General features: G+C 53.2%; 22 protein-coding genes and 4 tRNA genes. 13 read left to right on the top strand and 13 right to left on the bottom strand.

Annotation, left to right across the window (positions count from 1 at the left end; genetic code table 11):
* The first annotated feature begins 15 nt into the window (after window positions 1–15).
* The 6 genes from IMW75_RS11210 (at window position 16) to mgtE (ending at window position 4,087) form a co-directional block, all read left to right on the top strand.
* A complete protein-coding gene (locus IMW75_RS11210) occupies window positions 16–1,257 on the top strand; it encodes an aspartate kinase (RefSeq protein ID WP_031319071.1) in 1,242 nt (413 codons plus the stop codon).
* Window positions 1,258–1,443: 186 nt separating this feature from the next.
* A complete protein-coding gene (gene csrA, locus IMW75_RS11205) occupies window positions 1,444–1,632 on the top strand; it encodes a carbon storage regulator CsrA (protein ID WP_002554426.1) in 189 nt (62 codons plus the stop codon).
* A gap of 62 nt (window positions 1,633–1,694) precedes the next feature.
* A tRNA-Ser gene (locus tag IMW75_RS11200) sits at window positions 1,695–1,785 on the top strand.
* A 107-nt stretch (window positions 1,786–1,892) separates the two neighbouring features.
* Window positions 1,893–1,969: transfer RNA gene (locus tag IMW75_RS11195), tRNA-Arg, on the top strand.
* 71 nt (window positions 1,970–2,040) lie between these two features.
* Window positions 2,041–2,117 (top strand) — tRNA-Arg (locus tag IMW75_RS11190).
* A gap of 527 nt (window positions 2,118–2,644) precedes the next feature.
* On the top strand, window positions 2,645–4,087 hold the full coding sequence (gene mgtE / locus IMW75_RS11185; RefSeq protein WP_045057442.1) for a magnesium transporter: 1,443 nt from the start codon (window positions 2,645–2,647) through the stop codon (window positions 4,085–4,087).
* A 104-nt stretch (window positions 4,088–4,191) separates the two neighbouring features.
* On the opposite strand, the gene IMW75_RS11180 is transcribed toward mgtE, so the two are convergent.
* From IMW75_RS11180 to IMW75_RS11170, 3 genes are all read right to left on the bottom strand, one after another.
* On the bottom strand, window positions 4,192–4,518 hold the full coding sequence (locus IMW75_RS11180; RefSeq protein WP_003178899.1) for an Arc family DNA-binding protein: 327 nt from the start codon (window positions 4,516–4,518) through the stop codon (window positions 4,192–4,194).
* A gap of 495 nt (window positions 4,519–5,013) precedes the next feature.
* Window positions 5,014–5,193 carry a PA3371 family protein gene (locus tag IMW75_RS11175; protein ID WP_045057441.1) on the bottom strand — a complete coding sequence of 60 codons (180 nt, stop codon included), beginning with the start codon at window positions 5,191–5,193 and terminating at the stop codon, window positions 5,014–5,016.
* A gap of 22 nt (window positions 5,194–5,215) precedes the next feature.
* Complete coding sequence (locus IMW75_RS11170) at window positions 5,216–5,449, bottom strand: hypothetical protein (protein ID WP_045057440.1); 234 nt, start codon at window positions 5,447–5,449, stop codon at window positions 5,216–5,218.
* Between the two features lie 279 nt (window positions 5,450–5,728).
* Between IMW75_RS11170 and IMW75_RS11165 the strand changes: the two genes are divergently transcribed.
* The 5 genes from IMW75_RS11165 to IMW75_RS11145 all read left to right on the top strand — a co-directional run bounded on the left by IMW75_RS11165 (window position 5,729) and on the right by IMW75_RS11145 (window position 11,173).
* Window positions 5,729–5,805, top strand: a tRNA-Arg gene (locus IMW75_RS11165).
* A 296-nt stretch (window positions 5,806–6,101) separates the two neighbouring features.
* Window positions 6,102–7,238 (top strand): hypothetical protein, encoded by a 1,137-nt coding sequence (locus IMW75_RS11160; RefSeq protein ID WP_205892645.1) that lies wholly within the window; start codon window positions 6,102–6,104, stop codon window positions 7,236–7,238.
* A gap of 76 nt (window positions 7,239–7,314) precedes the next feature.
* A complete protein-coding gene (locus tag IMW75_RS11155; protein WP_205892644.1) occupies window positions 7,315–8,163 on the top strand; it encodes a hypothetical protein in 849 nt (282 codons plus the stop codon).
* Window positions 8,163–8,837, top strand: a complete 675-nt coding sequence (locus IMW75_RS11150) for a hypothetical protein (RefSeq protein WP_205892643.1) — start codon at window positions 8,163–8,165, stop codon at window positions 8,835–8,837. The genes IMW75_RS11155 and IMW75_RS11150 overlap by 1 nt, the downstream gene beginning before the upstream one ends.
* 818 nt (window positions 8,838–9,655) lie before the next feature.
* Window positions 9,656–11,173, top strand: coding sequence for a hypothetical protein (locus IMW75_RS11145; protein ID WP_205892642.1), 1,518 nt, complete (start codon window positions 9,656–9,658; stop codon window positions 11,171–11,173).
* Window positions 11,174–11,687: 514 nt separating this feature from the next.
* On the opposite strand, the gene IMW75_RS11140 is transcribed toward IMW75_RS11145, so the two are convergent.
* The 9 genes from IMW75_RS11140 to IMW75_RS11105 all read right to left on the bottom strand — a co-directional run bounded on the left by IMW75_RS11140 (window position 11,688) and on the right by IMW75_RS11105 (window position 17,447).
* On the bottom strand, window positions 11,688–12,200 hold the full coding sequence (locus IMW75_RS11140) for a terminase small subunit (RefSeq protein ID WP_205892641.1): 513 nt from the start codon (window positions 12,198–12,200) through the stop codon (window positions 11,688–11,690).
* A gap of 103 nt (window positions 12,201–12,303) precedes the next feature.
* Window positions 12,304–12,507, bottom strand: a complete 204-nt coding sequence (locus IMW75_RS11135) for a hypothetical protein (protein WP_205892640.1) — start codon at window positions 12,505–12,507, stop codon at window positions 12,304–12,306.
* Window positions 12,508–12,558: 51 nt separating this feature from the next.
* Window positions 12,559–13,806 carry a phage major capsid protein gene (locus tag IMW75_RS11130; RefSeq protein WP_205892639.1) on the bottom strand — a complete coding sequence of 416 codons (1,248 nt, stop codon included), beginning with the start codon at window positions 13,804–13,806 and terminating at the stop codon, window positions 12,559–12,561.
* A 140-nt stretch (window positions 13,807–13,946) separates the two neighbouring features.
* Window positions 13,947–14,180, bottom strand: a complete 234-nt coding sequence (locus IMW75_RS11125) for a MerR family transcriptional regulator (RefSeq protein ID WP_237142267.1) — start codon at window positions 14,178–14,180, stop codon at window positions 13,947–13,949.
* 82 nt (window positions 14,181–14,262) lie between these two features.
* Complete coding sequence (locus tag IMW75_RS11120; protein ID WP_205892637.1) at window positions 14,263–15,474, bottom strand: tyrosine-type recombinase/integrase; 1,212 nt, start codon at window positions 15,472–15,474, stop codon at window positions 14,263–14,265.
* A gap of 1,052 nt (window positions 15,475–16,526) precedes the next feature.
* On the bottom strand, window positions 16,527–16,868 hold the full coding sequence (locus IMW75_RS11115) for a helix-turn-helix domain-containing protein (protein WP_237142266.1): 342 nt from the start codon (window positions 16,866–16,868) through the stop codon (window positions 16,527–16,529).
* On the bottom strand, window positions 16,865–17,125 hold the full coding sequence (locus tag IMW75_RS11110; protein ID WP_205892636.1) for a hypothetical protein: 261 nt from the start codon (window positions 17,123–17,125) through the stop codon (window positions 16,865–16,867). The genes IMW75_RS11115 and IMW75_RS11110 overlap by 4 nt, the downstream gene beginning before the upstream one ends.
* Window positions 17,122–17,250 carry a hypothetical protein gene (locus tag IMW75_RS27185; protein WP_272873838.1) on the bottom strand — a complete coding sequence of 43 codons (129 nt, stop codon included), beginning with the start codon at window positions 17,248–17,250 and terminating at the stop codon, window positions 17,122–17,124. The genes IMW75_RS11110 and IMW75_RS27185 overlap by 4 nt, the downstream gene beginning before the upstream one ends.
* Entirely contained in the window at window positions 17,247–17,447 is a 201-nt protein-coding gene (locus IMW75_RS11105) for a helix-turn-helix domain-containing protein (protein ID WP_205892635.1), read from the bottom strand. The genes IMW75_RS27185 and IMW75_RS11105 overlap by 4 nt, the downstream gene beginning before the upstream one ends.
* 118 nt (window positions 17,448–17,565) lie before the next feature.
* Here IMW75_RS11105 and IMW75_RS11100 point away from each other — a divergent pair, with 118 nt between their 5' ends.
* Window positions 17,566–18,120, top strand: a complete 555-nt coding sequence (locus tag IMW75_RS11100; protein WP_205892634.1) for a hypothetical protein — start codon at window positions 17,566–17,568, stop codon at window positions 18,118–18,120.
* Here IMW75_RS11100 and IMW75_RS11095 read toward each other — a convergent pair.
* A complete protein-coding gene (locus IMW75_RS11095; RefSeq protein WP_205892633.1) occupies window positions 18,092–19,303 on the bottom strand; it encodes a phage integrase in 1,212 nt (403 codons plus the stop codon). The two genes, IMW75_RS11100 and IMW75_RS11095, sit on opposite strands and share 29 nt — an antisense overlap.
* A 466-nt stretch (window positions 19,304–19,769) precedes the next feature.
* Between IMW75_RS11095 and IMW75_RS11090 the strand changes: the two genes are divergently transcribed.
* Window positions 19,770–19,985, top strand: coding sequence for a hypothetical protein (locus IMW75_RS11090; RefSeq protein ID WP_045057439.1), 216 nt, complete (start codon window positions 19,770–19,772; stop codon window positions 19,983–19,985).
* Window positions 19,986–20,182: the final 197 nt, after the last annotated feature.

Here is a 20,182-nt window from a genome sequence, read left to right as displayed (position 1 = left end):
AGAGGCGGCTTTGAAATGGCTTTGATCGTACAGAAATTTGGAGGCACCTCGGTCGGCACTGTCGAGAGAATCGAGCAGGTCGCCGACAAGGTTAAGAAATTCCGCGATGCCGGCGATGACCTGGTGGTTGTGCTGTCTGCAATGAGCGGCGAGACCAACCGTCTGATCGATCTGGCCAAGCAAATCAGTGGCGACGGCCAACCGGTTCCCCGTGAGCTGGATGTGATCGTTTCCACTGGCGAGCAGGTGACGATTGCACTGTTGGCCATGGCGCTGATCAAGCGTGGCGTGCCAGCGGTGTCCTACACCGGCAACCAGGTGCGGATCCTGACGGACAGCGCGCACAACAAAGCGCGTATCTTGCAGATAGATGACCAGAAGATTCGCGGTGACCTGAAGGCCGGTCGCGTAGTCGTTGTCGCCGGTTTCCAGGGCGTCGACGAGCACGGCAACATCACCACCCTGGGTCGTGGCGGCTCCGACACCACCGGCGTGGCCCTGGCGGCAGCCCTGAAGGCTGACGAATGCCAGATCTACACCGACGTCGATGGCGTCTACACCACCGACCCGCGTGTGGTGTCGGTGGCCCAGCGCCTGGACAAGATTACCTTTGAAGAGATGCTGGAAATGGCCAGCCTCGGTTCCAAGGTGTTGCAGATCCGTGCGGTGGAGTTCGCCGGCAAGTACAACGTTCCGCTGCGCGTACTGCACAGCTTCAAGGAGGGTCCGGGCACCCTCATTACTATTGATGAAGAGGAAACCATGGAACAGCCGATCATTTCCGGCATCGCTTTCAATCGCGATGAAGCCAAGCTGACCATCCGTGGCGTGCCAGACACCCCGGGTGTTGCGTTCAAGATCCTCGGCCCGATCAGTGCCGCGAACATCGAAGTCGACATGATCGTGCAGAACGTTGCGCACGATAACACCACCGACTTCACCTTCACCGTACACCGCAATGACTTCCAGGCCGCACAAACCGTGCTGGAGAACACCGCTCGCGAGATCGGTGCCCGTGAAGTGGTGGGCGACATCAAGATCGCCAAGGTCTCGATCGTCGGCGTCGGCATGCGCTCCCACGCAGGCGTAGCCAGCCGCATGTTCGAATCCCTGGCCAAGGAAAGCATCAACATCCAGATGATCTCGACTTCGGAAATCAAAGTTTCCGTAGTGATCGAAGAGAAGTACCTGGAACTGGCTGTGCGCGCTCTGCACACGGCTTTCGAACTGGACGCACCGGCTCGTCAAGGCGAGTGATGCGTTTGCCAACAGGCGCGGTCTGACCGCGCCTGCTGTTTTTTGAAAGGCGCGACCCAAGGCTGTTCTTTTGCTCGCGCTGGTCAATACTCAGGCATGTAGGGCTGCGACCTTTTCAGGTGGTAGGTCGAGTGCCTTTTTTTTGCAGACTGTTGTCCCTGAAATGAAATGCGTGAGGAGAAAGGTATGCTGATTCTGACTCGTCGGTGCGCAGAAAGCCTGATTATCGGTGATGGCGAAATCACCGTGACCGTGCTCGGCGTCAAAGGAAATCAAGTGCGTATCGGTGTCAACGCCCCGAAAGAGGTAGCGGTCCACCGTGAGGAAATTTACCTGCGTATAAAGAAAGAGAAGGACGAAGAACCAAGCCATTAATTTTTATCGCTTTTTATGTTTGCAAACGGGGAAGAAGCTGGTTAATATACGCCCCGTGTTGCGGAGAGCTGGCCGAGTGGCCGAAGGCGCTCCCCTGCTAAGGGAGTACACCTCAAAAGGGTGTCGGGGGTTCGAATCCCCCGTTCTCCGCCATTATTTGCGTAGTACGTTGTAATCTGGCTTTTTCGGTAAGTTGTTGAAATTACTAGAAAAAGTGTTTGACATAGAGATTAGACGGCCTATAATGCGCGGCAACAAATGCACTCGTAGCTCAGCTGGATAGAGTACTCGGCTACGAACCGAGCGGTCACAGGTTCGAATCCTGTCGAGTGCACCATTTAAGAGTTGTTTGCAGCAATGCGAATAACTTGGCTCCAACCAGTTGTGATCTGGTATAAAAACACAAATGCACTCGTAGCTCAGCTGGATAGAGTACTCGGCTACGAACCGAGCGGTCACAGGTTCGAATCCTGTCGAGTGCACCAAACACCAAAAAGCCCGCCTCTAAAGCGGGCTTTTTGCCGTCTGGGATTTGCCTTCTTCCTCAATGCCCCTTCTCTCATCCAATTGCACCACCGCGCTGCGGCCTCGCTTCGCAGCGGTGAAGTGTCGTGGCTGCTGCGCGGGCCTGGCAGGCAGAAAAATCCAGCCAGGAAAAATAATAGCCAAGCGATGGCATTAATCGTTCTCCATGACGGTCCTAGAGGAGGGTGGCCGCTACATTTTCCTCAAGCACTGTGTTTTCTCTTGGCCATGGGTCGTCGCACATTAAACGGTCAGGGCGGCACTCAGGTTTGTCTTGCAAGCGCTTGTTTCCAGCCGCGATTTTTTAACGTTTAAAACTCCCCGGCGGTGTATGATTGCGCCCGTCAGCCCCGCCGGGGCTTGTGGAATACCTTCATGGACTTACCCAGTAGTTACTTAAAGAGTCACTTGAAATCCCGATTGTCCAATCATGAATTGACTGATTGATCCTCCCGGCGTGCCCCGCTGCTGGGAGTGGAGCTCGCCTATGTCTGAAGTTGAAGTAAAGAAAACGCAAGAAAGCCTGCAAGACCGCCTCGCTCAAGTCGTTGAGCTGTTGCAGCGCCAACGTGTGGTCGAAGACCTGACGCACCGTCAGGAAGGGCCGCACCACGAACGGGTCGAAAACCTGGTTCACCGGCAGAACCTGGTCGAGCTGCAACGCAAGCTCGATGACCTGCACTCCGCCGACGTCGCCTACATCCTCGAAGCGCTGCCGCTTGATGACCGCCTGACGCTTTGGAAGCTGGTCAAGGCTGATCGCGACGGCGACATCCTGCTCGAAGTCTCTGATTCGGTCCGTGAGACCCTGATCGCCGACATGGACGATCACGAGCTCCTGGCAGCAGCCAAGGACATGGACGCCGACGAACTGGCTGACCTGGCCTCCGAACTGCCGCGCGACGTCGTGCACGAGCTGATGGAAACCCTCGATGGTCAGCAGCGTGAGCGCGTGCGCTCCGCGTTGTCCTATGACGAGGAGCAGGTTGGCGCGCTGATGGACTTCGAGATGGTGACGATCCGCGAGGATGTCAGCCTGGAAGTGGTCCTGCGCTACCTGCGGCGCTTGAAAGAGTTGCCGGGTCATACCGACAAGCTTTTTGTCGTCGATTACGACGGCGTGCTCAAGGGTGTCCTGCCGATCAAGCGTCTGCTGGTCAACGACCCCGACAAGCAGGTTGCGGAAGTGATGGCCAGCGATCCGGTGAGCTTTCACCCGGACGAAGATGCCTACGACGCGGCCCAGGCGTTTGAGCGTTATGACTTGATCTCCGCACCCGTGGTCGACAAGAACGGCAAGTTGATAGGTCGTCTGACGATCGATGAGATGGTCGACCTGATCCGTGAAGAGAGCGAAAACGAAGTGCTCAACATGGCGGGTCTGCGTGAAGAGGAAGACATCTTCGCGTCCGTCTGGAAGTCCCTGCGTAACCGTTGGGCCTGGCTGGCAGTGAACCTGGTCACCGCCTTCATCGCCTCGCGGGTCATCGGCCTGTTCGAAGGCTCGATCGAGAAGCTGGTAGCACTGGCGGCATTGATGCCGATTGTGGCGGGTATTGGTGGCAACTCGGGTAACCAGACCATCACGATGATTGTTCGGGCCATGGCCCTGGACCAAGTGAGCACCGGCAATACCTCGCGATTGATGCGCAAGGAGCTGGCGGTAGGCCTGATCAACGGGCTGGTCTGGGGTGGGGTTATCGGCATCGTTGCCTATCTGCTCTACGGCAGCTGGTCGTTGGGGGTGGTGATGACGGCAGCCATGACGCTCAACCTGTTGCTTGCGGCATTGATGGGGGTGCTGATCCCCATGACGCTGGCCCGGCTGGGACGAGACCCGGCAATGGGTGCCAGCGTAATGATCACTGCCATGACCGACAGCGGTGGTTTCTTCATCTTCCTGGGGCTGGCAACTATCTTCCTGCTCTGACCTGCAGAGCTAAAAAACCCGCCCTCATCAGGCGGGTTTTTTTAGGCCTGGATTTCAGGCAAAAAAAAGCCAGCAATTAAGCTGGCTTGGGGAATTCGGCTGAATCAGGACGCGTCTGCAGCCATCTCGGCGTCATGGGCGATCAGTGAAACCAGCGCGTTTTGCTGGCGATGAGAAAGTTGGCGGAAGCGTTGCAACAGTTCGCGTTCGTGCAGTGACAGCTCCGGGCTGTCCAGGCGCATGCTCAGCTCTTCGCCCAGCGCACCTTCCTGAATAAGGCTTTGCTCAAGGCGTGCAATAATTTCGGAGTTCATGCTGCGATGATGATTGCGAGCCACTTCGGCAATGCGTTCACGCATTCCGTCTGGCAGACGTACGACAAACTTGTCAGCCGTACGGCTGGAATAAATTGCCTGTTTCAATGGGCGCATATATTTAACCGGTTAGTTCAGGGGAGCGGTTCTTGGGATTGGCCGCAGGATGTCTGATAGGACAAGCGTTCGGGCCAAATGTTCAACCTGAATTGATAGAAGCCCGCATGATGCCTCAAGAGTGCCAGTTCGTTGGCGTCAATTCTGTGACAAATATTGAACCGGATAAAGGCTTTCTGCCAGCACCAATTATCAGAAATGCGGACTGGTTGGTAAGTTTGGCGGGCCCACGTCTCCGGTTGCCTGCTTCCCTGGCGGATGATGTCCGAAGACACCATAAGCTCGTGTCAAAGCGCGCCCTCATTGCGCCTTCTATTAGAGAGTAGTGGCAATTGGCCGATTTACTAGGGAGGACGTGTGGAGGAGGGGATATTCAGGATGGATGGCAGTCGAGTCTGCCTTGTCCGGGCGCTGGCCGACGATGAAGCTGCCTGGCGAAAAGCCAAGGGGCCCTTTGAGGCCCCTTGTTGCAGAGTGCAATTCGATCCGCAGGCGTTAGCGCAGTACGGGATCAAACTTGATTTTGCGACCGGCAATCAGCGCCAGCAGGAACAGGATGCCAGATACTGCGCACACAACCAGCGGCGCAGTCACAAGGGTATCCTCGATCAGGGCCACATGCAGCATGCCGCTCATTAGACATAAGGCGAGAAATCCTGTGGCCCATTTGGACATGCTGTGCTCCTGATGAAGAAATTCAAAATACCAGGCGATCCGAAGATGGCGTGATGGCGACCGCCATCGCCTGACTCGCGTCCTGTGCGGATGCGCGGGTTGGGTTGTTCATGACGGCAAGCTGAGGAGCTCTTTGCAGCTGAAGGTAGTGAGGCGTTCGCTGGTTGGCAGCGACCTCGTCATTCTCCGGCGCAAAATGAACACCCAGTACGATCGCCAGGGCGATTGCATTGGCTACTAATAGAGTGCTGTTCATGAGGCTGGCCTCCGCTTGTGTATGAAAGCAGTTAAAGCAGGCAGCATGCCAATGATTTATTGGCTTTTATCCCAATAAAATCAATAGGTTAGCGCTATTGGTAGGCATGCCGGCATTGCATTTTGCAAGAATGGGATTTTTGCCCTGGTGCAATCTGCACGATGGGCGTGAATTTCCTGACGAAAATGCCTACGCTTAAAAAGGATGGGTACGACATGACAAACGGGGAACTGGCCGTTAACATGCAGGCCGTCCTTCGCAAGAGCGGTGGCGATCAGTGTCTCAGTAGCTCAATTGGATAGAGCATCCCCCTCCTAAGGGGAAGGTTGGCAGTTCGAACCTGCCCTGGGACACCAATATTTGCGAGTGATTTGGCTGGTTCGCTTGGGAAATCCATAGGCCGTACCAGCAACCTACCAGCGCTAGCGACTGATGTCTGTTTGTTGAATCGAAAAATAATCAGCCATTCAGGGAAGGAACCGTCGTGCACTCAGCGTATAACTCTCTCTTCAAAGCCCTTGTAGATTTAGAAGACGCTCTCCGAGCACACGGCACTCCAAGCATCCCTCTCAGCATTAGCACTGGGCATTGGGGCCAAATTTCTATATCGCCTGCTGAAATCGCTTCTAAGATTTCAGTGCTGGCTCTCAGTTTGTCCGATCTCGATGACGAACCATCAAAGGCAATAGTCGCTATGGTGAGTTCGTTAGCTGAGCGCACCAATTTCGCTCGAGTGAATTCCGCGCCTAATCTTGCTGAGCCCGCGGCAGTGAGCGCGATCTTGTGGTTGATCGATTTTGCCTCGGAATGCTTCGATGCTCACTTTGATGACCAGAAAGCCCTAGCCTTAAAAACAGGTCAATTGGTTAAAAAGTCGTCTAGTCAAGCGCGGGCAATGGAGCTGAGGCTGCAAAGTGTTTCTCAGCGTACTGAGGGGCTCACGGCAATGGTTGAGCGCATCGAGCGAGCGCACGATGCGGCTGACCAGTTGCCCGCAGATTTAGAGGCACTTGCGGAGTCCCGTAGGACGGTAGCTGATCTACGTAACGAGGCTGAAAAAGATAGGGCCCATGTATTGGCACTTCGTGAGGCGTTAGACAAAGCTAACGAGACTATGAAAGTGCAATTTGACGAAGCGACGTCAATACTGGCTCTGTGCGAATCGGCCTATTCCTCAGCCACAAGCCTAGGATTGGCAGCAGCTTTTTCGGAAAGGTCAAAAAAACTTGATTGGTCCACCTGGGCTTGGGTTGTTGGTCTAGTCGGTGCGCTGGCCATCGGTGGCTACGTAGGTGGTCAGCAGCTCGAGTCGCTGGCAAGGCTAATGGCCACACCCGACTCTTCAGTCGGAATCGTATTACTGAATCTTATGCTCGCCGGCCTATCAGTAGGTGCACCGATATGGTTTGCTTGGCTTGCAACGAAGCAAATAGGACAACGGTTCAGGTTATCCGAAGACTATGCTTTCAAGGCATCTATATCTAGGGCGTATGAAGGGTACAGGCGCGAAGCTTCTCGTGTAGATCCCGAATTGGAGCAGCAGCTCTTGCGATCGGCACTCTCAAGGTTAGATGAACAACCGCTTAGGCTCGTGGAGTCAGCGAGTTATGGCAGTCCATGGCATGAGCTCATCGCGTCTGATCTGGTCAAGAATGCGGCAAAATCTGTCCCCGGATTCGTGGAGAAGGTAACTGATTTGGCTAGTAATTCGCTGGAGCGTGCCAGAAACAAGGTAGGCGTCAGCTCAGCGCCCGCAGGTATCTCAGGCGATATACCCAAAGATACGTAACCTGCTGCCTACCCTATTTCAAATCTGTTCAGCCCGGGGACATCAGGTCCTTTAATGATTTTGCAAGGATGCAGCGATGAGCCTGTTACACCTCCACTTCGAAGGGCAAATTACTCGGGATCACACTGTCAGCTTAAGGACACTTGGCCGCAGCCTTCACCATCTGCAAGGCGCGGTCAATCGTGCCCACCTCGACGTAAAGTACGGAGAGGTTTGGAAAAACGCTCGGCTAAAAGGTCAAGACTATGCGGAAACCGAGCTGTGGTCGAGGCCGCCAAGGGATGGTGGCTTCATTATTGAATTCGTTGAAAACAGTCCAAGGATAAAGAAAACTCTATCGAGAATAGTTAGTGCGATCACCCCTGCAGTCGAAGCCTCCCGGCAAGGAGCATTAGCGAATGCCAGCTCTTTAGCTGAGCAATCTGCTATTCGAGACATGCAGGTAAAACAGGGAATCATAGATCCGCAAAGCTATGAAAATTTCTTGCCAAGTGCTTCTCAACATCCCTATGGCGATCGCGCAATAAACAAGGAGGTTGATCAGTTAATCAGCGTTGTTCGGAATTCCAATGCAGGACAAAGTACTATTGAACTAATAGTGGATACTGACAAACCGCACGCCTTTAAATTCAATAGAGTTGCGAGCGAAAATTTTCACGCGATCGTTTCTCGAAGACATTTGGGCAGCCCTTTGGTTTTCTCCGTGCGGGTCACAGAGTTGGATGCTATTAATAAAACCGCAAAAGTCATAAATGTTGTTACTGAAAGGATGATTAAGCTGCAGTATAAGAGTGAGGTAGAGTTCAACGTGATAAAAATGTATCTCGGAATTGCGCTGCCAATGAATTTCGTGGGTAGTCCAATTTATGAGGGTGGTGCTTATGATACAAAGGGCGGCGATGTGTTCTTTATTAGGCTCGTGTAATGGATAAATTACTCGAGTATTGCAAGGCTAGATATGACGAAGAGCTAGGATTCAAGTTCAGCTTGGCAAACATATTTAGCTGGCTGTTTTTTGTGGTTTGCATACATGTTGGATGCGCGCTTAAGAGCGATAATGTGTTGTTAGGTTTGAGTGAGCTAAAGGTGAAGGCCCTTATTGATATGTCCGACGGGGTTATTCCGTCTCTTGCCCTCACTGAGCTTATAAGTTCGGTAGCTTTTGTTTTATTTGTGGCATGGTTTGCACGAAAGCTTTCTGAAGGGCTCTTCTTTCTATTTACTCTAAAGTCCGACTTCCAGCTCCTTATAATTGACATTACGCTGATTTATCATGGTTACAAATACGACGAAGCAAAAAGGGTCGCGTTAGGATTGGACGCCAAGAGGGAAATTGAACGCAACCAAAAGCAAGCCAAAAGGACACGCTCACTCGCCGAAGTTTTTCTTGCTGCTTCTATGGGCATTCTTGTGGTGCTGCATTTTACCGCGGTTAATTTAGCTTTGGGTTTTGTATGTTTTGCATTGTTTGTAGTTGTTACCTGGCGATCATTTCATTTTTTTATCTCGGGAATACTTCCCTATTATGTGGCGATAAAATATTCAGCGGGCGAGTTGCTAGAGATAAAAGAAGCATTTTTGGAAACGTCTCGTACCTAAATAATCGATTTAAGTAGTAATATTTTGTAGTTGTAGTTGTAGTTGTAGTTGTAGTTGTAGTTGTATTTGAAATTGACTCATATGGCGGCCGTGATAAGCTGACATTAATCCTAATTTTTTAGGCATCATGAAGCGAATGATCATTCTTCCAGGATTTTTGAAATGCTAACGGGGGGGTGGAGATTTGCTAGCGATTAACATTAAGCTTGAGGTCGTTGATTCTCTCCGGCGTGCTGATGAAAAGAGTGTAGATGCGAGGGCCGATCGCATTATTTGGCTGTCGCAGTTCGTTCAGCCTGTATTCGTTAATTGGCAAGGACTTGAGCTACGGACTTTGCTGGAAGAAGCGAGAGCGTGCTTTATAAATAACGAATATATAGCAACTGTCATAGTTGCAAACGCATTCGTAAAGCACCTGCTTGCTCGAGCATTAGTTGCGAAGAAGGGGAGGGCAAATTTTGGTCATGGTAAAAATCTTTCGGTGGCATGGAGCTCAGGTTTGCTCCCATCTGATCTACTAGCCGGCGCGCAAACTTTGAATGCGCGGCGTAATGCCTATTGCCATACGAGTCTAGATGGAACCGATTATCGAGGAAGCCTTTCGGATCGCTTTATTCGATAGCCAGCTCACCCGCAAAACATTATGGAAGGGGATGCGGAGTTTGCAACTAAGATTATGTATGAACTGCTTGCTCATTTTCTTGATGGTCAGTTTAGGCTCGTGCCTAATGCTCGGCATGAAATTGACGACTAGCTGATTTTAGTTGTAAAACTATCTAGGTAGCTAATATGATTCGACTCGCAAGAGTCATTTCTCAATGTTCAAGTATCTTGAGTGCCAAGTCTGTTATAGCGATTTAGAATTATTAAACGGTCGCCACGAGGGTGGAATTATGTCGAGAAATTTGACCGGTTTATTTTTAGGTGCAGGAGCATCATACGATGCTGAAATGCCACTTGTTTGGGAATTGACCGCCGAGCTGAAGTCCTGGCTTACTCCGGAGAAATTACGAAAGTTCAACCTTGGATGGACCGCTCAAGGCGGTGGGCACCCCGCTGAGGTGATTGATGACTTTATCTCTGTATGGGATAGGAAAGATCTGCATTATGAAAGCGTTCTAGGATATTTGGAAGTTCAGTCAAAAAGGATGATGCATTCATCTCAGCACTATCATTCGCTTTATTCTTGGCTGGTGCAAATAATTTATTATAAGTTGTATGGTGTTCATGTATCAAGCAAAGAAGTAATTTTAAAGAGTTTAGAGCTATATAGAGGTATTGAATCTTTATACAAAGAGAATAGGCCGTTATGGGTGTTTTCACTAAATCACGATTCTATCGTCGAGTCGATCGCGAGCCATTTTAAAATTCCAATTTATTCAGGCTTTAGCGGAGTGCGGATTAAGCTTCCAAGAAGAAGCATGGATGGAGCGATCATCGGCAGCATAGAAATGGATACGCTGAGTAGAGCTACTTTAGATGAAGGCGCAATGTTCTTTCCGAATCCGGCGGAAGAAGGTATCTATCTAATCAAGATACATGGCGCTCTTGATATGTTTGTTTATAATGATGCTGGTGATTTGTTAAAGGTCGTGCCGGAGGCGGACTCGCCATCTTCAGTTTTGGACGCTCTGCGCATTATGAACGAAGAGTTGATTTATGTGGATCCCGGGACGCCGGGCGGCATCGTTAGAGTCAATAATGAAATTGCTTACGCCGACTTTGACGGGCAAATGAATTTTTTAAGAAGAACACTTCTTTCCGGTGCTCAAAAATTTCATGAGCATGGTTCGCAGGTGTTGCCGAAAAGTCTATTGAAACATTTTAGATCACACCTAAATAGCCTAGATCGACTGGTCTGCGTAGGCTATGGCTTTGGTGATCAGCATATTAACGAATGCATTCGGAATTGGCTTGCGTTCTCTCCCGAGCGGAAATTGGAAATAGTTAGTCCGGAAGTAAGTGCTGTACCAGCATTTATTTTGCATCTTGCACCACAAGTGAAGCTTGTTAAAAGTGGTGCTACTGAACATTTGGATAACGTCTCCGGCATTAAAAGATCACGAACCTCCGATCTTGAGCAGGCGGTGCGCAGGGCTGGTAGAAAAATAGGGCCCCAGCGTAGACAGGAGTTAATGAAGGAGTTTCTGGTTAGTTATGATTCGCGTATTCAAGAATTACTTACTGCGAAGATAATGTCGATCGCGCAGACTCAAAATTTGAAAAATATGGCTGGTCTCGAAGCTTCAATTGCTGATTGGAGAGCTGAAATAAAGGAAACGCAGGAGGAATTCTTGCAGCGATTGCTAGATTTTATTGTTAATAATGGGGGATAGAACCCCGTATACGGTCGTTTCTCACTTAAGTTTTCAGAGGATGATCGATGCCAGCTAGAGGCGAGCTCTGACGACATCGCACGATGTGCCGGAGGGGGCCGATATTCTAGCCAGCCGGTAAAGCGTGCATCGCATTTGTGGCAGATACCTATATGTGTGATGCATAGAGCCCCACGGCCACGGCCACCGCCATCGCGTTAGCCAAGTAGGTAGGTAGCATCGTGTGCTGTCTGCCGATCGGCACCGTAGGATTGGGCAAAACAGGGGGGATAGCCTCCGAAAATTGAGCGGTGAGCAACAGATTTAAAGTGCGGTAGGAGGGTATGAGCCGCACGAGGCGCTCAGTCGTGGGCGTCGGGCACATTAATTGATTCGTAGAAATAGGGCATCAGAGTCTTGGCTGCCTCTATCCTGGATGCCGGATCGCTGGTTACATCGTTCATGACCGCCAAAAGGTAATCTAGGGGATCATTACAACTGGGCAACACCGCGGGCTTTTCGTCATTAGAACTCATCATTTCACTGATCGTAACGGAGTGGCGGGAGGTGCTGAGGCGCTAAATTTGCCCTTCGCGACTTGTTGGGCTGCGTTTTCCTTCGCCTCTTTCTTCCCTATATCGCTTTTCTTAGGGTGATCATATGGCATGAGGCCAAGGGCAATTTTAGCAGCCAGCTCAGGATTGAGTTTTTCATTGTCGCGTGCGATTCGTTCCAATAGCGCACGACTGTCGAACGCTGCGACGACACTGTTGACCAAGGCCGGAAAGCCATTAGTTTGGCCTGTCTCAAAATTAACTTCGTGAACCTCGAACTTAACTTTTTTGGCTCCTGACTTAACCTGGTTGAGGAGAGCTTCGAGTGATGTTGCCCGTTGGATGTAGTTGATGACGTCATTGTCTTTGGCCAGCTTGGAGCCCGCCTGGGCTGCGGTCTTCGCGCTGTAGCCAGCATCGATGGCAGCTTGTGATTTGCTCGCTCCAGACAAGAGAGCGTCAGCAAACCGTCGCTTTTTGTCGGTTAACGGCATTTAACTTTTCCTGAGTGAGGAGAAAAATCTGTGCGTGCGGTCGGGGGCGGTGTCCTGTGCGCAAGCTTCCATGGTTTCGACCCGCCCCCACCGTCGAGCGAGATTAGTAAGTCGGATCGATCGTAGGCGGATTGGTCCGGAGTGCTTCGATTGCCTCCTGGTGGCTCATGCCGCTGTTCAACAGCTCGTCAATCTCCTTGCGGATCTTGTCGCGGCACGCCGCTTGATAGAGCAGAGCGCGGCTGTGTGCGATCTGGTTGAGCGCTTGCTGGATGGGCTTAGGCAGGGGTTCAGCTTGCTGATACATGGCGAGGCCTCGGCGATGGCGCAAAGTTGCGCCATCGCTCTCAATGATTGGTTACGGGGTTGGAGTCAGGCTGACCAGGCGCATTGATGTTGGGGCGTACACCGCCAGACCGGCCCGCATCTCGGCCAAGATCGTGACCAGGTTGCGTCGGAAGTTATTGCCATCGTGTCGGCTGGCTTCGACTGTGACTTCCTGCCGGTCGAGCAGTGCAGTGGTCGAAGTATCCAGGACCAGCGCACCGAGTTCCGGCATCCCCATGGTCACCACGACTGGAGTACCCCACAAGCTCGGCGGCGCCGGATCACGCGGGGTACCGATCACGTACTGGCCATCGCCACCGTCAGCGGTATCAGCCCGCTCACTCTCGATGGCGAACCAATCGCGTGGATTCATCACGATCACATTGGGATTCCAGCCGAGGGCTTTCAGGTCAGTGAGGGCCAGCCCAACGCGATCGACTGGCTTGCCGGTGGTAATGCCCGCGGCTGGAGCCTGGGCGATGAAGCCCAAGATCTCGCCATCACCGCCGTCGCCAGCGAGCAGCTCTTGCTCGAGCTTCTGCCGCACACCGACGCTCATCAGCAGGCCGACCTGCTGTTCGAGCTGGCTGTTGTCGTTGAGGACTTGCAGGCTCGCCGGGATCCAGGTGGCGATGGTGGCGATCTCTGCGCGGGAAAGCTTGGTCGGCAACTGACCCTCGGACTTCTCGTCGCCTTCTTTCGTCTGGTAAGCGGCACCGCTCAGGTAGCCATCGAGTTGGACATACTCGTAAGTCGAGCCTTCAACGGGCACGATCGGCAGCACGTCCAGGAGACTGAGGCGAGGTTGTGGAATGCCCTGGATACCGGGTGCCCGATCCGGCGCTGTGGGATAGCTGGTGGAGCCTGCGGTGCCCTTGCCCGGGTTCGTCACTGCCGCACGGATGCCGGCCGTAACAGTGATGCGACCGGTGGACTTCTGGCCCGCACGAATGTGACCGAGCCCTTCGGTTTCGGTTACCGCAGCACTGATGACGTTCGTTTGCTTGGTGTTCGGGTCGTTGGCTGGCTTCAGTCCGCCGGCAACGGCGCGCTGTTCCAGCTCCAACAGACGGGCGTTGAATTCGCCCTGCTTCTCGCCGTGGCCTTCGATGGTTTCCTTGTGTGCTTTGAGCGCGGTTACCACTTGGCCGATGTCGTGATCCATTTCTGTAATCTCTTGGGTGATTGTTTGCAGCACCTGCCGACTCTCGGTCGGCTGCTGATTCGCGGCCAAGGACGCTTTGAGCTTGTCCCAGCTTTTCTGGTGTGTGGTGGTCATTGGGCGGTCCCATTGGATGTGATGGGCGCCTCAACAGCGCAGGGCGTGAAGAAGCGTTGCATTCCCCCAGCGCATGGCGTGAGTTCATGGCCACCACGTTATGCGCGCACACAATCCCAAGTCTTCGGTGAAGTCCGTCGTTATGCGGCGGTATTCGTCGCGAAGCTCACGATGTCGGCGATTTTGTAGAACCTTCGATTGCCGCGACGTACGAATGGCAATGGTGCGAGGCCGTCAGCGGCCAGCCGGCGCAGGTAGCTCGGGGCGTAACCCAACAGCTCGGCGGTCGCAGGTTCCGGCACCAAACCACCGATGAGAGGGACAATGCCAGCGCTCGCCAGGCGGGCGGCGATCTCGTCTTCAATGCTGCTCATCAATGAACCTCCTCCCCTGTAATGGATATATGAAAGCGCTAGACGCCTTGTATTCCGTGGCGTGTGTGTTCTGTGTCACGGTTTACCGTCCTGCGCCTGTCCTGCTGAGCAGAGGCGTTAACCCGTGCTGCTCAAGGTGGGTGTGCCACGTCTGCAGGGCTTGGCGTTTCAGGCCCTCGGCGGTGGTATGGATGTAAGTGGCATCGAGGTCTTTCATGGCGTGGTTCAACAACATCTCGCCCACCAGGTAATCAATGCCCAGATCCATCCAGCCAGTACGCGCCACCTTGCGCAGGTCATGGCTGGACCATTCGCCCTTGGCCATCACCTTGAACAGGGTGCTGGCCAAAGTCGCGCTGATAGCCCCGCCAGCGCGTCCAGGGAACAGGAACGGCCCGTAATACCCAGCGGCCTGTTGAAGGGCTCGATAACGCTCGATCAGAGCGCAGGCTTGCGCGGTGAGTGGCAGAGTGTGCTCAGCCTTGGTCTTAGTGTCCGCTGCCGGGATGAACCATTGGCCCGCGGCCAGGTTGATACTCTTCCAGCGAGCCAGTCGCGTTTCGCCCAGTCGGGTGCCGTGACAAAGCATCATCAACGCCAGCATGACCTCAAGCGGCGCCATCTCGATCCGGTCGGCAAGCCCCTGCAGCAGCACCGGCAGGTCATCACCTCGCAAACGGGCGGGTTTCGGCTTGATCCGGGTCCGCACAAAGTCAGTGAACTTAAGGTCTGCCATCGGGTTGGTGCCTAACAGCGATAGGCGGGTGGCTTGGCGGAATGCCACCGCTAGCACGCCGTACACCGAGCGCACGAACGACAGCTCGTAGCGCTCTTGCATTGGCCACATCAGCAGGCGATCGAGGCTGGCTCGGTTGAGCCCGGACAACGCCAGATCATGCAGGCGCGGCACCAGGTGGCACTTCAACGCAGACTGGGCACTGGCCTTGCGCTTGGCGGACAACCCCCGGTCGCGGCTCATGCGGTCGGCGTACCAGGTCAGCGCATCGCCGACGGTGGTCCAACTGGTGGTGGTTGAGGTGGCGTCCGGGTCAGCAGACCGGCGAGCCAGGATCGCCGGAAGCGTGGATTGCATCAGCTTGGCGTTGATGCCCGGGTAGTTGCCAGCCTTGCCCCACTTGCCGCGCACCACCACGTGCCAGGCGCCCCGTGTGCGATCGGCAGTCGAATAACGGAAGCGCAATTCCGGGAACCGCGGGTCTCGCAATTGACGAGCGACCCCGCCGGCCTGCTTGCGAATCTCGCTATCCGTGAATGCGATATACAAGGTGCTCATGTTCAAATCTCCTAGTACGTGCGGCTCAAATCTGAGCCATCGAGATGTGAGCAGATGTGCTCACATCTGAGCGCATCTCTTTCGCCAGTCATGTTGCTAACGTTCGGGTAACGGTGCGGGCGTTACCTTTTCCTCAAATTGAGGGGTTACCCACAATTGAATTTGGCTCGCCCCCACAGGTCGACAATGGAGATTCGTCCAGTTCTGGATGCATCTCTTCAACTTCTCTCATTAGGGATTAACGCTGTTCTAACGGTTCGTTAACGTTAAAACCTTGTCCGTGCACCCGGCGGTGGGTGTTTTCAAACTGAGGTGCAGAACTGCGCCATCGCCCTGCAGCATCTGCACCCCGCATTGCTCTATGCGGTTTCCTGTTCTGGCGTAAACAGCAGGGCTGGTATGGTAGATATCTATAAGGGTGTATTGATTTGATACAGGTCGAGTTGATTTAGTGGTATCGATTCAATACACGGTTACTCCTTTGCGATACGGAACCGGACACAGTGGGACTTTACTTTGCAGCTATGTGTATTGATTCAATACCGCTATGTGTATTGATTCGATACAGGATCAGTTCGAGCCTGTGAGCTCGCGAACAGTCTTCAGCGGGGTGTTTGTCCACGACACCTCCAGATCCTTTCCCGGGCATTCATCTATTGCGTACCATGACAGCGCATAAAGCGCGCACCTGGAGCCGTGTCGCGAGAAATAGCTACTCCGGGTTTGCACAATCCACCCGCCCTCCAATAAGTCTGAAAGGGCCTTCTGAAGCATATTTGGAGAGGTAACACCCCATTCTTTAGCCATCGTCCGAGTGGCCGATAAGTTGCCGTTGTTGCTGCCGTTATACTGCATATGGATTTCCATAAGGACGGCCCGAGCAACGAAGCTCAACGATCGGTATTGAGCGGACTGCCCCATCGTCCACAGCATCATGGCGAATGGCTTAGACTTGGCCTTGAATGCCTTTTTACTTTTAGTTGCCATCACGCAGCTCACAGGCAGGCAGGGAGTGTCGTTCTCGCAAACGACACCCCGGAGCGCAGTTCGAATCAGGATGGTTCGCGGGTCAGCACGTACAGGCCGACCCGGTGCGGGCGCCGGCCCGGCTCCGTGGTTTTGTAGATCCATTCTGTTTTGATCGAGTAGCCGCGATTGCGGAGCCACCGCACTGATGAAGGCGGATGCACGAGGTCGAGGCTTTGCGCGGCATCAATCGTGGACACCGGGCCCGCACGGAGCGCGACAGCCAGGCGCCTGGCCTGTGCTTCTGTACAGTGATTGTCAGGGTTATAGACTTCTGTCACGATTGAATCCTCACCTGGTGCCATCCAATGTGTTATGCCCTGGCGGTGCTCGAACACCGCTTTGGGTTTCTTATCTTCCCGCTTCATTCCCTACCTTCCGCTGCGTCCAGCGCACGTTGCAATTGCTCAACCTGGCAGTCTATGTAGTTCGCCAAATCACAAGCCAAATACTGCCCAAGCCCAGCAAGGGCTGCTGCGCCATGGGCTCCTGTTTTCAGATCGGCGCGAATAGCTCGCATCAGTGCTTCCATCCAGCTGGCTTGCTCTTTGTCGCATCGAAGCTGCTCGATTGCTTCGTTGGCAATCACTGCCAGCGACTTGCGAGGGGAAATTTTTTTATTCATTTCGTCACCTCCACTCTCACCGCGCCGAGGCTCTTGAGCGCCTCAAGATCGATCAGTTTCAACGTTGCGGGTAGGTTCAGTACGCCAAGGATGAACCCGGCGCGGTCAAAGATCCTGATGTTCATCGTGTGTTCTCCCGAGCGATGCGTTCTATCCACGTTTTTAATTCGGTCATCAAGATCAAGCGACGGCGCCCGAGCTTGAAAGCCCGCAATTCACCGGAGGCGATCAGCTCGTAAATCCCCGACCTAGAAAAACCCACAATTCGAGCGGCATCTTCGACGCTGACTGATAGGGGACTGATTTGTTCTGCTTGGCTCATGCTGTAGTCCTTGATCGATTTGGCGGACTGTACGATACTGGTCCGGACGTAAACATCCTATTTGTAAGTAACACGATCTGCAAGCTTTATGATTTGTAGACGTTTATGGAGCTGACCGATGGCAAACCGCTCGAAAAAGGTTGTTCTTTCTGCTCGAGTAGACCCCTACCTCAAGGCGGCGCTAGAACTGCTGGCGGCCTCAAATAATGAAAAGATCGTCAAAACGCTGGAAACATTCATCGAAAATGGTCTGAATGACTATTACGTGAAAAACCCATTTAAAGACGACGAGCCGATGAAAACGCCGTTCATAAACGTTTTCACGGCGATCTGGACGGACGATGAAGTGCGATACAAGTTGCGAGCGGCGATGATCGGTCCGCATCTTGCTGGGGAGACGTTGTGGCGCCAGGGATTAGTGGTAACGGCTTACGATTACTTCAAAGGAAAAGAGCCGTTGTACGGGGATTTGAATGGGCTTGGCGAGAAGTGGGGGTACAAGCCTGATCGCGAGTATTTTTTGAATTTTCAGCTAATCAGAGATGAGTGGTCGTTGATCGAGGAGTACGTTACTTTCCTCGAGAACAACAAGCCATTTGAGCCCGATTACAGCGATTACAAGAAAATGCGAAACTCTGCCAGCGTTAAATCAGCTCCACCGCAGCCGCTTTAGTGCCTGGTGCCAGGTGCGCGTAGCGAAGGGTCATTTTGATATCTGAATGGCCCAGCAGATCGCGAACTGTGTTCAGTGGGACACCGGCCATAACAAGGCGTGATGCGAAGTCGTGTCGCATATCGTGCCAGCGGAAACCGCCTACTTTGGCTCGCTCGAGCAGCTTCATCCAGGCGCTCTTGACGTCCTCCATCCGCCCGCCGCCCTGGCTGGCGAAGACATAACCGCTGCCGTCTCCCTGTTTTTTCCACTCTTCGAGGGCGCTGAACGCTTCCTTGTTGGTCGGAATGTGCCGGGTTTCACTGGTTTTGGCAGTGGCGCCAACGACCGTAATAGTTTTGCTGGTGAAGTTGACGTCTGTCCATTTCAGATTGAACAGCTCGCCGCGGCGCACGCCGGTATTCAGTGCTAGCAGGATCATCGGCTTCAGGTGATCAGTGAACGTTACGGCGCGCAGATCGGGCTGAAGCTCTTTGCCGCGCTCTGATCTCCATCTGTTTGCGCTGTCCCGCTCGGTCCGCATCTGCTCTTGGCGTTCTTCCATTGCCGCTCTAAGGCTGGCGGCCTCAGCTATTGATAAATATCTGACCTGGCCTTTCGAGTCGACTTTGAGCTGTTTCAGCTTCTCCAGCGGGTGATCACTGATGAACCCCCACTCTACGGCACGGCTAAAAACGCCACTGATGGTGCCCATCTTGCGATTCGCGGTCGCGGCCTTGTTCCCGCCGTTCAGCCAAGAGGTTCGCACCTGCTCAAGATCCCGGCCGGCAACCTCGGTAAGGCGGCGCGTCATGATCGAGGAGAAGTTGTTGTCCAGGGTGTGCAGTGTTTTTTCATACCCCTTGTGGTGGGCCTTGAACCAAGGCAAATAGGTATCGTCGAGGAACTCGCGCAGGGTAGGGGTGTTCGCGCTTCGGCGGTTTTGGGTAACTGCTAGGGGTTCGCCGTGTTCGTGCGCATCGGCCAGGTACCGGGCAGCATCAGTTCTAGCCTGAGCCAATGTAAGCGTACCCACGCGGCCGAGGGAGCGCTCCCTGTTGCGCGCCCACGAAACCATATAGGCCATGTGCCCGCTCGGTTGGACCCTGATGAACAGGCCGGGCTGGTCCGTGTCGAAGACGCGGTAGTGCTTCTCCTGGGGTGACAGGCTGTTGATGAGTTTCTGTGTGATCTTGGCTTTCATGTCCGTACCAGCAAGCTACCAGCAGAAAACACAGTATCAGTCAGTATGAGAATACTCAACCAGACACTAAACCCCTGCAGATACTGGGTTTTTCCTATATCCATTAGGCTCTATTTGACCCTCCTAAGGGGAAGGTTGGCAGTTCGAACCTGCCCTGGGACACCAAATTATTCAGGCTCTTGAGCCCCTACTCTGATTAGCTGAAATGTTGCTGCGAAAGCAGTATGGCGATGGGAGTAAAAAAGCCCCGCTTGCGTTGCGCAAGCGGGGCTTTTTTGTGGGTGGCATTCCTCGGTCGTTGTGGCGTGACTCGACCGTCACGATCCCAGGGGGTGCAGGGGCATCGGAAAATACTCAGCTATATAGTGTCAATCCTGAATGCGGGTCGCTTTAGCGAGGTCATCAAAGCTTCGTAGGGGGGCTGTCTTGCCTCTCTCTATATAGAAGCGGTTGTCAGGAGGGGGCTTTGAATGGCGGTGTTGCTCTGTTTGAGCAGCAAATCAGCCCTTTTGATAGAAATCCAGAATCAGTGCTTGACGGCAGATCTCAGGTGTCTATAATTCGCCCCACTTCCGGCGCAGTCGAAACGGAAAACTCCTTGGTAAACAATGAGTTACGCAGTTTTGACGGTCAGCTGCTTCAGGTCATCGAAGCGCAAAAGAAGTTGAAAAAGAGGTGTTGACAGCAGCGTGTAACGCTGTAGAATTCGCCTCCCGCTAACGAGAGATCGAAAGCGCAAGTGGTTGAAGTTGCTAGGGAAACTTGGAAAACTTCTGAAAATAATCACTTGACAGCAAATGAGGCTGCTGTAGAATGCGCGCCTCGGTTGAGACGAAAGATCTTAACCAACCGCTCTTTAACAACTGAATCAAGCAATTC

The organism is Pseudomonas gregormendelii (genome assembly GCF_017114825.1).
Lineage (GTDB): Bacteria > Pseudomonadota > Gammaproteobacteria > Pseudomonadales > Pseudomonadaceae > Aquipseudomonas > Aquipseudomonas gregormendelii.
The sequence above is the reverse complement of the archived record's forward strand: the minus strand, read 5'-3'. Positions and strand labels throughout refer to the sequence as shown.

Coding starts and splice junctions, on each gene's coding strand:
- IMW75_RS11115 (WP_237142266.1), bottom strand. CDS start 16,868: ATGAAGCGGGAAGATAAGAAACCCAAAGCGGTGTTCGAGCACCGCCAG.
- IMW75_RS11150 (WP_205892643.1), top strand. CDS start 8,163: ATGGATAAATTACTCGAGTATTGCAAGGCTAGATATGACGAAGAGCTA.
- mgtE (WP_045057442.1), top strand. CDS start 2,645: ATGTCTGAAGTTGAAGTAAAGAAAACGCAAGAAAGCCTGCAAGACCGC.
- IMW75_RS11170 (WP_045057440.1), bottom strand. CDS start 5,449: ATGAACAGCACTCTATTAGTAGCCAATGCAATCGCCCTGGCGATCGTA.
- IMW75_RS11180 (WP_003178899.1), bottom strand. CDS start 4,518: ATGCGCCCATTGAAACAGGCAATTTATTCCAGCCGTACGGCTGACAAG.
- IMW75_RS11155 (WP_205892644.1), top strand. CDS start 7,315: ATGAGCCTGTTACACCTCCACTTCGAAGGGCAAATTACTCGGGATCAC.
- IMW75_RS11095 (WP_205892633.1), bottom strand. CDS start 19,303: ATGAAAGCCAAGATCACACAGAAACTCATCAACAGCCTGTCACCCCAG.
- IMW75_RS27185 (WP_272873838.1), bottom strand. CDS start 17,250: ATGAACATCAGGATCTTTGACCGCGCCGGGTTCATCCTTGGCGTACTG.
- IMW75_RS11120 (WP_205892637.1), bottom strand. CDS start 15,474: ATGAGCACCTTGTATATCGCATTCACGGATAGCGAGATTCGCAAGCAG.
- IMW75_RS11100 (WP_205892634.1), top strand. CDS start 17,566: ATGGCAAACCGCTCGAAAAAGGTTGTTCTTTCTGCTCGAGTAGACCCC.
- IMW75_RS11140 (WP_205892641.1), bottom strand. CDS start 12,200: ATGCCGTTAACCGACAAAAAGCGACGGTTTGCTGACGCTCTCTTGTCT.
- IMW75_RS11105 (WP_205892635.1), bottom strand. CDS start 17,447: ATGAGCCAAGCAGAACAAATCAGTCCCCTATCAGTCAGCGTCGAAGAT.
- IMW75_RS11175 (WP_045057441.1), bottom strand. CDS start 5,193: ATGTCCAAATGGGCCACAGGATTTCTCGCCTTATGTCTAATGAGCGGC.
- IMW75_RS11135 (WP_205892640.1), bottom strand. CDS start 12,507: ATGTATCAGCAAGCTGAACCCCTGCCTAAGCCCATCCAGCAAGCGCTC.
- IMW75_RS11210 (WP_031319071.1), top strand. CDS start 16: ATGGCTTTGATCGTACAGAAATTTGGAGGCACCTCGGTCGGCACTGTC.
- csrA (WP_002554426.1), top strand. CDS start 1,444: ATGCTGATTCTGACTCGTCGGTGCGCAGAAAGCCTGATTATCGGTGAT.
- IMW75_RS11145 (WP_205892642.1), top strand. CDS start 9,656: ATGTTCAAGTATCTTGAGTGCCAAGTCTGTTATAGCGATTTAGAATTA.
- IMW75_RS11125 (WP_237142267.1), bottom strand. CDS start 14,180: ATGAGCAGCATTGAAGACGAGATCGCCGCCCGCCTGGCGAGCGCTGGC.
- IMW75_RS11130 (WP_205892639.1), bottom strand. CDS start 13,806: ATGACCACCACACACCAGAAAAGCTGGGACAAGCTCAAAGCGTCCTTG.
- IMW75_RS11110 (WP_205892636.1), bottom strand. CDS start 17,125: ATGAATAAAAAAATTTCCCCTCGCAAGTCGCTGGCAGTGATTGCCAAC.